Below are 12,537 nucleotides of genomic sequence, written 5' to 3' on the forward strand. Positions count from 1 at the left end.
GGAGGCGCCATCGCACGTGCCGCGGCGTGCCGCATCACCCTGCCGGAGCCGTGATCCGGTTCGCCGCCCGCAGGTGCTCAGGCTCGGCGATGAACCGCGCGCCCAGCACCGACAGCAGGCACAACACCCCGCACACCAGTGCGATCGGCCAGGTCTGCCCGCCCGAGGCCGAGTTCAGGGCGGCCGCGACGAACGGGATGCAGCCGCCGACGATCGCACCGGCGATCTCGCGCGTGAACGTGACGCCGGTGTAGCGGTAGCCGACGGGGAACAGCTCCGACATCATCGTCGCCTGCGACGCCAGCGTCAGGTCGTTGCACAGCGTGTAGAGCAGCACCAGCGCCGCCCAGATCACCACCGGTGTGCCGGTGTCGAGCAGGAAGAAGAACGGGTAGAACAGCAGCGCCGCCGCGGTCGCGCCCGCCGTCATCACCGGCCGCCGCCCGAACCGGTCGCACAGCCAGCCCGCGGTGGGCACCGTGACGACCTTGAGCGCGTTGGCGATGACGATGCCGATCAGGCCGACCCACGCCGCGGTCCCGACCTCTTTGGACAGATAGGTCAGCGCGTAGACCGAGGGCAGGTAGCTGATCACGTTGGGCGCCACGGAAATCAGCATGCCTGGCACGATCTTGCGCCCGGAGGTGGCGAACAGCGCCCGCAGCGGCGCCCGTGTGCTGCGGCCCTCCTGCTTGGCGCGCTCGAACTCGGGGCTGTCGCGGACCTTGAGCCGCACGATGATCCCGGCGAGGCCGACCAGACAGCTGAGCAGGAACGGGATCCGCCATCCATAGCCGAGGAAGTCCTCTTCGGACATCAGCGCCGAGGTCAGGAAGAAGATCCCGGTGGCCACCAGCGATCCGATCGCGTTGCCCAGGGTGGGCGCGCTCGCGTTCAGGCCGCGGGACCGGGTTTCGGCGTGTTCGGCGGACAACAGCATCGCCCCGGCGTACTCGCCGCCCGCGCCCAGGCCCTGCACCACCCGCAACAGCACCAGCGCGACCGGCGCGAACACCCCGGCGGTGGCATAGCTGGGCAGGACTCCGATCAACGTGGACGCCACGGCCATCACCATCAACGTCACGAACAGCATCGTGCGGCGCCCGACCCGGTCACCGAGGATGCCGATGATCACCCCGCCGACCGGTCGCGCGAAGAACCCGACGGCGAACGTCGCCAGCGACGACAGGGTCGCGACCACCGGGTCACCGGAGGGGAAGAACACCTGCGGCAGCACGAGGGCGGCGGCCGTGCCGTACAGGGAGAAGTCGTACCACTCGAGCGCGGTACCCACGGTCGATCCGACCGTCGCGCGGCTGATGCGAGATGTCATCGCCGACCCTTCGTTGCGTCCTGTGAACGTCTACATTAACGTTCATGGTGGCGACAGGCTACGAGTTCGCTTTCGCTTCGGTCAAGAGAGAAGAGCTTGGTTTGACCACCATGAACGTTAATGACGCTCGGCTGACGAAGTACAACCCGCTGTCCCGGGTGCTGTGCTTCGACACCTTCGACACCACCACCCACGGCTGGACCGAGCTGCTCGGCAACTACGACGGCAGCGGCGACCTGGACACCGTGGACGACCACATGCGCGACTTCCGGCCGCCGCAGCTGTCCTCGTGCTCGTTCTTCGACGTCGGCACCCACGGGACGATGAGCGGCGACTACGCGCTCAAGCTGGCCACCCGCCCCCACCCCGGCCACACCGCGACCGGGATCCGGCGCCTGACCATGGCAGGCCGCGGACTGGTGCGCATCGAAACGCACTTCGCGTTCAAGGCCGAGGCCACCGTCGGCCACGAGGCGCCGTCCTCGGTCGGCTGGGACGGCAACCGGCACCCGTCGGAGTCGCAGTTCGGCGCGTTCACCGTGGCCACCGACATCTGCGCGGACGGCGGCGTGCGCTTCCACAACGTCATCCGCTACCAGAACACCGACCTCGACGGCGAGATGACGCAGCGCTGGATGTATCCCGTGGTGCCGGAGCCGACGCCGCGCGACCACGTCGAGGGCAAGTTCGCGCTCCCCTACGCCGCCGACTTCACCGCGCCGGACCCGGCCGACTGGCGCACCTTCGACGAGAAGCTCGAACTGTGCGTCAACGAGGTACCCACCAAGATCAACTGGCACTACCTGCGGTGGGACATCGACACCAGCACACGGTCCAATGTGGAGCTCCAGCTCAACGACCGCGTGATGGACATGCGGGACGTGCCCGTGCCGCCCTACGCCGACCGCTACGACACGCTGGAAAACCTGCTCAACTTCTACTTCTCGGTCCGCACGCACTCCGGCGTCCGGAACTTCCTGTTCCTGGACTCGGTCCTGATCTCGGTGGAATGGTGAGGCACGACATGCGCTCGACGATGACGGCGGTCCTGGAACGCAACACCGTGGTGCGGGAGGACTTCGCGACCGAGCCCTACGAACTGCCGTGGGCGTCGGAGGCGCGGTTCTTCGTGCAGGCACTGGAGGCCGACGGGGTGCTGGAGTTCCACACCGAGATCTCCCCGGACGGCCTGCACTGGTGCCCGCTGGAGGACACCGCGCACCACATCGACTCCCCCGGTCTGATCACCTGGCCGGTGACCGGGTTCGGGCAGTGGCTGCGGGTGCGGTGCTCGGTGGCCCCCGGCGCTGCCGCGAAGCTGCGGATCTATCTTGTAGGCAAGGGTTGATCCGGAGGTCGGCTGGTGGTGCGCGCTCGGCGGGTCACGTTACGTGACGTCGCGGACAGGGTCGGCCTGTCCGCCAACACCGTGTCCCGCGCGTTGTCGGGCAAGGACCAGGTCAGCGAGAGCACGCGCGAGATGATCGTGGCCGAGGCGCGGCGGCTGGGCTACGTGCCCAACAGCCACGCCCGGTCGCTCGTCTCCGGCACCACGATGGTGCTCGCGCTGGTGATCACCAACCCGTCGAACCCGTTCTACGCGGCGCTGATCTCGGCGGTCGAGCGGCAGTGCCGTCTCGCCGGGTACTCGGTCCTGCTGCTGGTCACCGAGGAGAACGAGGACAACGAGGCACGCGCGGTGCAGCAGCTGCTGCGGTTCGGCGTCGACGGGGTGCTGGCCGTGCCGATCCAGCACCGGCCCGGCGTGTGGGCGGAACTGTCCGGCGCCGGGCTGCCGGTCGTGCTGCTCAGCCGGGACATCCCGGAGCTGGGGTTCGACTTCGTGGGCACCGATGTCGAGCGGGCCGTCGAGGACGCCGTGGCGCGGGTGGCCGTCCCCGGAACGCGGGCGTGGCTGTTCGAGGAGGACCTGGAGATCAGCACGGTCGCCGCGCGGACGGCCGCGTTCCAGCGAGCCTTCGGCGATGATTCGCTGGTGCTGAAGGTGCCGGGACGCCGGACGCGGGGCGCCGCGCTGCCGTGGCGGCCCGACGACGCCTACCGGCTGGCGGCGGGACTGATCAGCCGTGAGCGGCATCCGGAACTGGTCGTGACCGGCAACGACTACTTCGCGCTCGGGGTGTACAAGGCCGTGCGGGAGTGCGGGCTGACGATCGGATCGGACGTGCGGGTGCTCGGCTACGGCGACCACCCGTTCGCCGCGTACCTGGAGCCGGGCCTGACGACGATCCGGCTGCCCGCGGACGACGTCGGCTCGGCCGGGGTGGACCTGCTGCTGCGGCGGATCGCCGACCCGTCGCGCCCGCGTGAGGTGATCCACCTGAGCGCGACGCTGGTGGAACGGGACTCCGCGCGGGGCTGATCTTGTCCCGGACGGCTCATCCGGGTCAGACTGCGTGGGTGAACCGCGTGCGCATCGACATCACCGACGGCGTCGCCGACGTGCGGCTCGACCGCGCCGGCAAGCGCAACGCCCTGGATCCCGCGATGTTCGCGGCCCTCGTGCACGCCGGGGAACGGTTGAAGACCGAGCCGGGGCTGCGGGCGGTCGTGCTGTCCGGCGAGGGGCCCGACTTCTGCGCGGGCCTGGACTTCGCCGCGTTCCGGGCGATGCGGTCCGGCGGGCGGATCAGCGCGGACGTCGACCTGCCGCCCGCGGACGGCCCGGCGAAGGCGACCGGGCAGCGCGCCGCGCACGTGTGGACGGAGGTTCCGGTGCCGGTGATCGCCGCGATCACGGGGCACGCGCTGGGTGGCGGGCTGCAGATCGCGCTCGGCGCGGACATCCGGATCGTCACGGCGGACGCGAAGCTGTCGGTGCTGGAGATCAAGTGGGGGCTGATCCCGGACATGACGGGCACGCAGGTGCTGCCCGAGCTGGTCGGCCGGGACGTGGCGAAGGAGCTGACGTTCAGCGGCCGCGTCGTGACCGGCGCCGAGGCGGTCTCGCTCGGCCTCGCGACGCGGGTTTCGCCGGATCCGCACGCGTCGGCGCTGGAGCTCGCCCGATCGATCGCCTCGCGCAGCCCGGACGCGGTGCGCGCGGCGAAGCGCCTGCTCGACCTGCCCCGCGATCATGCGACCGGTTTCGCCGCGGAGCAGGCGGAGATCACGGCGCTGATCGGCAGCCCCAACCAGGTGGAGGCCGTGACGGCCGAGTTCGGGAAGCGCCCGCCCCGGTTCACCGATCCGGCCTGACGCCGCTTCCAGCGGGCCCGCCGCCGACGCGAACAGCCAACACGCTGACCGGAACAGCCAACACGCTGACCGGAACAGCCAACACGCTGACCGGAACGGCCAACACGGCGACCGGAACGGCCAACACGGCGCCGCGTTATCCCTTGGCGATGAGTTCGGTCAGCCGGGCCGCCAAGGGGTTCCGGCCGAGGTGCAGCGCCAGCTCCCTGGCCTGCTCCGCCGTTCGCGCGCTCAGGTGGAGCTGGCGGCCGATCCGCTCGATCGTGGGGCCGGGGTCGTGCCGCGGATCGCGGCCGTGCGCCGTCAGGACGGAGTCCACCCGGCTCAGGAACGCCTCCTCCCGCGTCCGCTCGTCCTCGCACCACACGGCCAGCAGCCCGGTCGCCAGCGGCACGAACGAGCCGATCCTGGCGGGCGAAACGCGACCCGCGGGCTGGAACGCCGACGGGGGCAAGGTCACCCGCCAGGCGCCCCGTTCCGTCTCGACCGGACGGATCCCGTGCAGGCCCTTTCCGTCCAGCCACTCGGTGATGCGCTGCTCGTGCCTCCCCGGCTGGATGGACAGGGTCTCCGACTCCAGCAGCCCGACGATCTCGGGAACCGACTGGCACAGATCGCTGAGTTCGGGATCGGCGGACCGCGAGACCTGCCCGTAGGCGAGGTAGCGTGTCCCTCCCCGCGCATCGGCCGCGCGCACCAGGTGCAGCGGCAGGTACACGATCTCCTCGCCGAGGCTCTCCGGCTGCTCGATCCGGAAGGGCAGGTTGTACCGGTCCCGGTCGGCACGTCCCGCCAGCTCCCCCAGCGCTTCACGGCGGAACCCGTGGACGCTGATCAACTGCAGGAACCGCGGGTAGGACCGCGCGGCCGTGATCGCGCCGACCTTCTCCGCGGTCAGGAACGTCACGCTGCCGGTGTCGTAGTAGGCCCGGCCGAACGGACGTGACGTGAAGGCGTCGAAGTACATCTTGCGCCGGTCCTCACGCGAGACGACGTAACAGACACCGTCCCGCTGGGACTCCAGGCCGAGTCCGGTCAGGACGAGACCGCCGTCGCGGACGGCCACGTGCCCGATGCGGGCCAGGAACCGGACGGCGCGGTCGACCAGGGGTTCGTCCAGTGCGAAGAACCGCGCCAGCTCCGGTACCGACGACAGACCGCCTTCGGCGATGCCGCGCTCCAGGAACCGGTCGATCACGTGGTAGGGCCGTCCGTCGGTGACGGTCGCGCGCACTTCGACCTGCCAGACTGGCAACAGGACGCTGAATATCCGGGAGGGGCGCAGCCCCTGACCCCACGCCACGTCGTCGAGCGCGCGCTCTTCCGGCGGCAGCGGCGGTCCGATCCGCGTGCTCATGCCGGTTCCGCTTCCCGTCGTTGCCCGAGGGTGGCGCTGAGCTCCTCGTGGTGGCGCACTTCGCCGTGGGCCAGCACGTGGGCGCGCAGGAGGTGGGCCAGCGAGCGGAAGCCGTCGTCCCGCGCCCGGCACAACATGTCCATGTCCCCGACCAGGACCAGCTGCCGCCGGGCGCGGGTGAGCGCGACGTTGGCCCGCCGCAGCTCGTCGAGGAAACCGACCCGGCCCGCCGGGTTGCTGCGGGTGAAACCGTAGAGGATGACGTCCCGCTCGCCGCCCTGGAAGGCGTCGACGGTTCCCACGCGCTGCTTCACCGTGTCCAGATCCGGGATGTCGCGCGCGAGGAGGTCCGAGATGAGCCGGCGCTGTGCGCGATACGGCACGATCAACCCCCAGTCCGCCCCGCGCCGGTGGTAGAAGCTCGCGAGCTGCGCCAGCAGTTCGGCCTCGGCGTGGTTGAGCGTTCCCCGGGAATCCCCCGTCGTCTGCGTCTCGCACCGGCGGCGTTGTGGCAGCTGGGAGGTGTCGGCGAAGGCCAGGGGGCTGCCGAACAGCGGATCGGCGTGGACATGCTCCACGTGCGTGGTCAGCGTTCCGCCGTAGAAGGCTTCGGACACGAAATCCGCGATCACCTTCGGCATCCGCCGTTGCCGGGTGAGACCGGCGATGTGACTGGCGGGCAACTGCCCGCCCTCAACCAGGATTTCCAGTGCGCTCTTCACGACCAGGTCCCGCACCACCGGATCGCCGAGCTCCTCGGCCCACGCCTGGACCTCCGCGTCGCTGATCGGGGGCAGCTGACGGTGGTCGCCGACCAGCACCGCACGCTCGGCGCGGACGAGGGGCACCAGCAGATCCGCCGTGCCGATCTGACCGGCCTCGTCGATGATCGCGAGGTCGAAGGTCTCCTCCGCGATCTCGCTCCGGGAGGCCGCGCCGGTGCAGGTGGCACCCACGACGTCGGCGTACCGGATCAGCTCCGGGTACAGCTGCTCGGTCGGCCGCGACGCCTCCGCACGCCACTCGTCGAGCAGCTTCGCGCGCCTGGTCAGCAGGGCCAGCCGCGGCCCGAGTCCGGCGTGCACCTCGGCCAGGGCGGAATTGGAGGCGGCGGCATCACCGGTGTCCGCGGGCACGGGAACCGTGTCCACGGCACTGATGGCCGCGCGGATGGTGTCGAGTGCGTGTGACGCGTCGGCCAGCCGCTGGTGGTGGTGTGCCGCCGCCCGGTCCAGCGCGTCGGCGGCGGCCATCACGGCGGGAACACCGCGGGTGGCGACGTCGAGCGCGGTCCACGCCTCGTGCAGCGAACCCTGGAGACGGCTGATCTGCTCGCCTCCGGCCGCGATCTCGGTGCGCAACCGCCCGGCCCGCCTCTCCCTCCGGCGGGCGGCGAGCGCGGCCCAGGGTCTCGTCAACGGTCCCCGTGCCCGGTTCAGCTCGCGCGACTGCCGCTCCACGAGGTGTCCGAGCCGCTCGGCGCGGCGGCCAGCCTTGCGCTGCTCCGCTTCGAGCGCGCGCGAGAGTTCGTCCACGCGCTGGTGAGCCGCACCGCCCGCGGCGCGCCTCGCCGCCGCCCAGGCGTCACGGGCGTGGGCCTCGCCGGTCAGTGCCTCGGCCGCCAGCGCGACCCGTCGCCCGAGTTCGCCGTGCCATTCGACCGCCGCGGGCACGCCGTCGTAGCCCCGCCGTGTGACCGCCGTGGTGGACAGGATCTCCGACCGCAGGTCGGCGGCCAGGTTCTCCAGGAGGAACGCCCGCGCGTCCGCGTCGACCTTCCCTTCGTTCCCGACCCGCACGACGACGACATCGCGCGGGAGCTTCGCCAGCACGTTGTCCACGGCCCGGTTGGTGAGCGAGGCGATCAGCACCCGGCCCCGGTCCGGCCTGAGCGCGCAGGCACGGGCGATCTGGCTGATGGTGCGTGTCTTGCCGGTCCCGGGCGGGCCCAGCACCGCGAGCAGGTCCCGGACACCGAGCGCGGCACGGAACGCCGCCAGCTGGTCGGCGTCGAGATCCTCCGCCGGGACCCCGGCCGTGGGCACCAGCGGCTCGACCGCGTGGTCGACGAGCACGGACAGCAGCGTCCGGTTGTGCGCCCGCCCGGACCGCAGGAGCGCGACCGCTTCCCGTTGCTTGGCGTGGACGACCTCGTTCGGCGTTTCCTGGAGTTCTCCCTGCCCGGCCAGCCGGTTCCAGTCGAGCGGCTGGTCGAACCGGACGGTCACGCTGTCCTCGCCGGTCCGGACGACCTCTCCGCGTTGCTCGGACTCCGAGCGAAGCCGGACGAACCGGCCACGCTCCGGCAAGCGGTCACCGGCGATCCGGAACACGTAGACCGGCGCGCCGCTGAACCGCCGTTCCCCCGCCGACTCGACCGACCGGTACGGGTACCTCGCCAAGGTGCTGTCCTTGCGTGCGGCGAACCGGCGGCCGGTCTCGATCAGCTCGTCGAGAGTGTCCAGGAACCGGCCGTGCGCCGGGGCGAGCTCCGGGGTGCCGCGCTCGGCGCCGCGTGCTCGCACCACCTCCGCCCACGCAGCGGTCAGCCGCGGCCAGTGGGCGGTCGCCCCCGCCGGAACCTGCGGCAACTCGAACACCGCCTGCCAGTTCGCGCGGATCAGGAGGGCCCCTCGGGACAGCCGGTCGTGGTCGCGCACGCGCAGCGGCGCGATCCGGGCCACGAAGTACCCGTCCTGCCGCGAGGTCGGGAACAGCATCACGACGTAGCCGTAGGTGTGCAGGAGGAGGCTGTGGTCACGGCCCGCGCGGGAGGGCTCGTCCACGATCGCGGGCACCCCCTCGGAGCGCGCGGCGAGATCCCGTAGCACCTGCTCCAAGCCGTCCGGCAGGCCGGGATGGTCGCGTGCCTGCCGGTCGAGCTTGCCGTAGAGGTTCTTCGACGGCACGAGGACGACGGGCGAGGGAAGATCGACTGTGCGGAACAACGGCGCTGTCCTCAGGGGGCGGTGGCGGGAAGGGTCGCGAGGGCGGAGGCCAGATCGTTCATGGCGGGGCGGTCACCGGGTTCGGCGGCGAGCGAGGCGTCCAGAGCCGCGGCCGCCCGCGGCGGAACCGCACGCACCCGGCTGCCGATCGGCAGTGCTCCCGCCGGAGCGGGCGGGAATCCGGTGACGAGGTGGTGGGTCAGGGCGGCGACCTGGTACACATCCGTTGCCGCGCCCAGCGTGGGGAACCGGCCCCGTCGCTGCTCGGGCGCGCGGTAGTCGCCGGGCCCCTCGCCCCCGCGCGGCGCGGAACCGGCGAGACCGAGGTCGAGGAGCACGAGACGACCGTCGTCGAGCCGCGCGATCACCTCCGGGGTCAGGTTCCGGTGGGCGGCGCCCCGTGCGTGCAGTGCCGCGAGTGCGCGGCAGAGTCCCGCGACACCGCGCAGGATCTGCCACATCCGCCAGGGATCGGTTCGCTCGCCCGGAGCCGGGACGGCGGCCGCGAGCGTGCCGGCCGGTCCGTCGACTGGGCGTGATGACGGCCATCGCGTGACGAGCGTCGCCAGCGGACCGTCACGGAACAGGCCGAGCGGCTCGGGCAGACCGCTCGTCCCGCCCGCCAGCGCGGTCAGGAGTTCGCGCTCCCGTCGCAGATCCGCGAAAGCGCTTTCCGCGACTCCGGTGTGGTGACGCATCTCCAGCTGGCGAAGCCACACGCTGCCATCGTGCGGATCGAGCGCGGAGGCTCGCGCCCGGCGCCGGATGACCGAGTGATCGCGGTCCGGCTCCTCCGCCCAGTGCGATCCGTCCACCAGATAACGAACGCCGCCGAGGACGAGGTCTTCCCCGACGGCGAGGACGCCTTGCCGCACCGGGCCCGCGGGCGGACTCACCACGACGACCGGATCGACGCCGGGCGCCGGGGCCATGAACACCCCACGCGCGGGCTTCTCGTGGAGCGGCGCGCCGGCGAGAACCCTGAGCAGGGGCTCCAGCGCGCCGCGGGTGTACTCGGCGATCAGGTGGTATCCCGTGGACGACGGCCGCAGGCAGTCCGGGACGTCCTCCGCACGGCCACCCGGCAGGACGACGGACAGCACGCGGCGAGTCGACTCGGGGACGTTGCGGGCGAGGTTGTCGCGGATCAACGCCCCCTCCAGTTCGCGGGTCCGCCCGCTGCTCGTGCCCGGTTCCCCGTCGGCGATCCGCTTGTAGTCCGGCGATGCGACGGCCAGGACGAAGTCCGCGTCCCTGAGCTGCCGCACGGTCCAGGCCACCCAGTCGCGCCGCTCGGTGGCGTACCACGCGTCGAGTTCGGCGTCCACGCCCAGTTCCGCGCGCAGGAAAGTCGCGAACCTCCGGACCGAATCGACGTGATCCGGCGAATCCTCCGCATAGGAGAGATACACACGCGGCGAAATACCGCCGGTACCCCGATTCGGCACGGTCCCCCCCTTCCCGGATCGTCGGCCCGTCGCACCGTCTCACGAGGAATACCGCAGAACCGCGGGAAAGAACAAGCTGTCCACAATTTGTCCACCGCAGGACCCGTCCAGCGTCCGCGGCAGGTGTTCTATCGTGGCCCGGCACCACGAAGGGGAACGTCCGTGACCGTTTTCATCTCCTACACCCACGACGACGAAGAACACAAAACCGCGGTGCGCCGGTTCGCGGAGTGCCTGCGGGCACACGGGATCGACGCGGACATCGACAGCTGGGCGACCACCGAGCGCCGCGACTGGCAGCCCTGGATGACGCGACTCGTGCTCGAAGCCGAGTTCGTCATCGTCGTGGCCTCCCCGGTCTACCGCGAGATGGGCGACGGCCTCGGGCCCGCCGACCGCAACCACGGGGTACAGGCCGAGGCCGCCCTGCTGCGCGATCTGCTGCAAAGCGACCGCCCCACCTGGACCCGCAAGATCCTGCCGGTCCTCCTCCCCGGGCACGGCGTCGACGAGATCCCGTACTTCCTGCAGCCCTACGCGGTCAATCGGTACGAGGTCACCTCGTTCACCGCGGAAGGGATGGAAAGCTTGCTCCGGGTGATCACCGCGCAGCCCGAGCACGTCCGCCCGCCGCTCGGACCGCGCACGGTCCTGCCACCGAAGTCCGGTCCCGGCGCCGCGCCGTCCGCCCCGCGCTGGCGCCCGCTCCGCGAACCCGTGCCGGTCCACTGGCTGGCGGATCTGATGCGGGACCGCCACCGGCCGCAGAGCGCCGTGGTCGAACTGCACCTCGTACCCGCGGCGGGTCAGGGGTTGCTCGGCATCCGGCAGCTGCAGCGGCTGGCCGGGGAGCTGCCCGGTGCCGGTCGCTCCCGGCAGTTGTTCTCCCACGCGCAGGGACTCCACGCCGGTTCCTCGGGTCAGCTCGCCTGGGCGTTCAGCCGGGAGTCGCGGCACGGGGAAGCCGGGCTGGCGGTCCGTCGCGACGGCCAGCGGTCCTGCTGGTTCGGTCTGCCACCGGCATCGATCGGCGCGGTGCTGGACGAGAAGCACCTGACCGGGCAGATCGCGGCGCGCCTGCGCCTCCTCCTCGAACTCGGCGTCGACCTGCCGGAGGAGCTGGCACCCGCGGTCGGTCTGGACAACGCGGGCATGGTGCACCTGGGCCGCGTGGACGAACCCCCGCGAACCGCGGTCACCCTGCACTGGCACGACCGGGTCCGCGCGGAGCCGGAGGAGGCGCTGACGGCTGCCGATCTGCGGTCGTTCACCCAGGACATCGCCGACGAACTGGCCGGGCGTCTCGCGGAACCGCTCCGCACCTAGCGTGCTTCCTCAGCAGCGGAGCCGCTTGCCGTGGGCCGTCAACTCGACACTCCCTGACCGTCCTCTTCCGCGATGAACCGGCGCAGCCTGGTGAGCGCCCGGTACTGGCTGACCCGCACGTTGCCGGGCGTCAGGCCCATCGCCTCGGCCGTCTCCACCGCGGAGAGCCCGACGACGATCCGCAGGGCCAGCACCTCCTGCTGCGTCCGGGGAAGCCGGGCCACGAGACGGGCGAGCCGCTGGCCGAGGTCGATGGTCAGGACGTGCTCCACGGGATCGTGCCAGGTCTGCCCGTTCTCCGGCAGCTCCGGCACCGGCTCCGCGCGCTCCCGCGCGACCACCCGGTACGCGTCGGCCACCTTGTTGGCCGCGATCGCCCGCACCAGGAACAGGAACGAACCGCCCCGGTCCTCGTAGCCGGGAAGCGCTTTCACCACGGCGAGGCACACTTCCTGCGCGACGTCGTCGGCGGAGAGGTAGGCGAGATCGCGTCCTCCCATCCGCGCCCGGCAGAAGCGCGCGACGACCGGCTTCACGAGTGCCATCAGCGCTTCGACCGCGCGGGGGTCGCCGGTGCGGGCGGCCGCGACGAGCGGATCGAGCGTTTCCTTCGCGAGCAGCCCGTTCGGCCGGGGGTGGTCCGCGAGGACCGCGCCCGCCCCGGACCGCGACCGGGGTGGTGATTCGACCGTCGTCATCGGTTCGTGCCCGTCGAACCGTCGCCGGCAACATCCATCTCTGTCTCCCTGCTGATGAGATCGGGTGCCAGGTTGATCGAGGTGGCCAGTTCCGGTGTTGCGAACCGACGGTTGTTGTCACGGTTTTGTCCGGTAACCCGCTCCGGCGCCGGGCAGATTCCGGACATTTCGCGCGCGTGCCGCCTTCGCCGTAGCGGAACACCGGCGA

General features: G+C 71.5%; 10 protein-coding genes. 5 read left to right on the forward strand and 5 right to left on the reverse strand.

The genetic code is table 11. The features are described 5' to 3' along the window. Nucleotides 1–34 precede the first annotated feature (34 nt). Nucleotides 35–1,333: an MFS transporter gene (locus HNR02_RS32680; RefSeq protein WP_179777455.1), complete on the reverse strand. Its 1,299-nt coding sequence runs from the start codon at nucleotides 1,331–1,333 to the stop codon at nucleotides 35–37. A 110-nt stretch (nucleotides 1,334–1,443) separates the two neighbouring features. On the opposite strand from HNR02_RS32680, the gene HNR02_RS32685 reads away from it, so the two are divergent. Genes HNR02_RS32685 through HNR02_RS32700 form a run of 4 tightly spaced genes read left to right on the forward strand, consistent with a single transcriptional unit; the run spans nucleotide 1,444 to nucleotide 4,552 of the window. Next, nucleotides 1,444–2,349, forward strand: a complete 906-nt coding sequence (locus tag HNR02_RS32685; RefSeq protein ID WP_179777456.1) for a DUF6772 family protein — start codon at nucleotides 1,444–1,446, stop codon at nucleotides 2,347–2,349. Continuing rightward, nucleotides 2,343–2,681: a hypothetical protein gene (locus HNR02_RS32690; protein ID WP_246339336.1), complete on the forward strand. Its 339-nt coding sequence runs from the start codon at nucleotides 2,343–2,345 to the stop codon at nucleotides 2,679–2,681. Before HNR02_RS32685 ends, HNR02_RS32690 begins: the two co-directional genes overlap by 7 nt. 15 nt (nucleotides 2,682–2,696) lie before the next feature. Continuing rightward, nucleotides 2,697–3,716: a LacI family DNA-binding transcriptional regulator gene (locus tag HNR02_RS32695; RefSeq protein WP_179777457.1), complete on the forward strand. Its 1,020-nt coding sequence runs from the start codon at nucleotides 2,697–2,699 to the stop codon at nucleotides 3,714–3,716. A 38-nt stretch (nucleotides 3,717–3,754) separates the two neighbouring features. Then, complete coding sequence (locus HNR02_RS32700; RefSeq protein WP_312861259.1) at nucleotides 3,755–4,552, forward strand: crotonase/enoyl-CoA hydratase family protein; 798 nt, start codon at nucleotides 3,755–3,757, stop codon at nucleotides 4,550–4,552. 136 nt (nucleotides 4,553–4,688) lie between these two features. On the opposite strand, the gene HNR02_RS32705 is transcribed toward HNR02_RS32700, so the two are convergent. The 3 genes from HNR02_RS32705 to HNR02_RS32715 are packed head-to-tail and all read right to left on the reverse strand — an operon-like array spanning nucleotide 4,689 to nucleotide 10,305. Next, on the reverse strand, nucleotides 4,689–5,909 hold the full coding sequence (locus HNR02_RS32705; protein WP_179777458.1) for a hypothetical protein: 1,221 nt from the start codon (nucleotides 5,907–5,909) through the stop codon (nucleotides 4,689–4,691). After that, nucleotides 5,906–8,857 (reverse strand): DEAD/DEAH box helicase, encoded by a 2,952-nt coding sequence (locus HNR02_RS32710; RefSeq protein WP_179777459.1) that lies wholly within the window; start codon nucleotides 8,855–8,857, stop codon nucleotides 5,906–5,908. The genes HNR02_RS32705 and HNR02_RS32710 overlap by 4 nt, the downstream gene beginning before the upstream one ends. Before the next feature lie 11 nt (nucleotides 8,858–8,868). Continuing rightward, nucleotides 8,869–10,305 carry an SEFIR domain-containing protein gene (locus tag HNR02_RS32715; RefSeq protein ID WP_179777460.1) on the reverse strand — a complete coding sequence of 479 codons (1,437 nt, stop codon included), beginning with the start codon at nucleotides 10,303–10,305 and terminating at the stop codon, nucleotides 8,869–8,871. 162 nt (nucleotides 10,306–10,467) lie between these two features. Between HNR02_RS32715 and HNR02_RS32720 the strand changes: the two genes are divergently transcribed. Continuing rightward, nucleotides 10,468–11,631: a toll/interleukin-1 receptor domain-containing protein gene (locus tag HNR02_RS32720; protein ID WP_179777461.1), complete on the forward strand. Its 1,164-nt coding sequence runs from the start codon at nucleotides 10,468–10,470 to the stop codon at nucleotides 11,629–11,631. 38 nt (nucleotides 11,632–11,669) lie between these two features. Here HNR02_RS32720 and shbA read toward each other — a convergent pair whose 3' ends face one another. Then, the gene (gene shbA, locus HNR02_RS32725; protein ID WP_179777462.1) at nucleotides 11,670–12,329 is read right to left on the reverse strand and encodes an RNA polymerase sigma factor ShbA; all 660 of its coding nucleotides are present in this window, start codon (nucleotides 12,327–12,329) and stop codon (nucleotides 11,670–11,672) included. Between the last annotated feature and the right edge of the window lie 208 nt (nucleotides 12,330–12,537).

Origin of the sequence: Amycolatopsis endophytica (genome assembly GCF_013410405.1) — a bacterium.
Taxonomy (GTDB): domain Bacteria; phylum Actinomycetota; class Actinomycetes; order Mycobacteriales; family Pseudonocardiaceae; genus Amycolatopsis_E; species Amycolatopsis_E endophytica.

Coding starts and splice junctions, on each gene's coding strand:
- HNR02_RS32690 (WP_246339336.1), top strand. CDS start 2,343: ATGGTGAGGCACGACATGCGCTCGACGATGACGGCGGTCCTGGAACGC.
- HNR02_RS32680 (WP_179777455.1), bottom strand. CDS start 1,333: ATGACATCTCGCATCAGCCGCGCGACGGTCGGATCGACCGTGGGTACC.
- HNR02_RS32685 (WP_179777456.1), top strand. CDS start 1,444: ATGAACGTTAATGACGCTCGGCTGACGAAGTACAACCCGCTGTCCCGG.
- shbA (WP_179777462.1), bottom strand. CDS start 12,329: ATGACGACGGTCGAATCACCACCCCGGTCGCGGTCCGGGGCGGGCGCG.
- HNR02_RS32705 (WP_179777458.1), bottom strand. CDS start 5,909: ATGAGCACGCGGATCGGACCGCCGCTGCCGCCGGAAGAGCGCGCGCTC.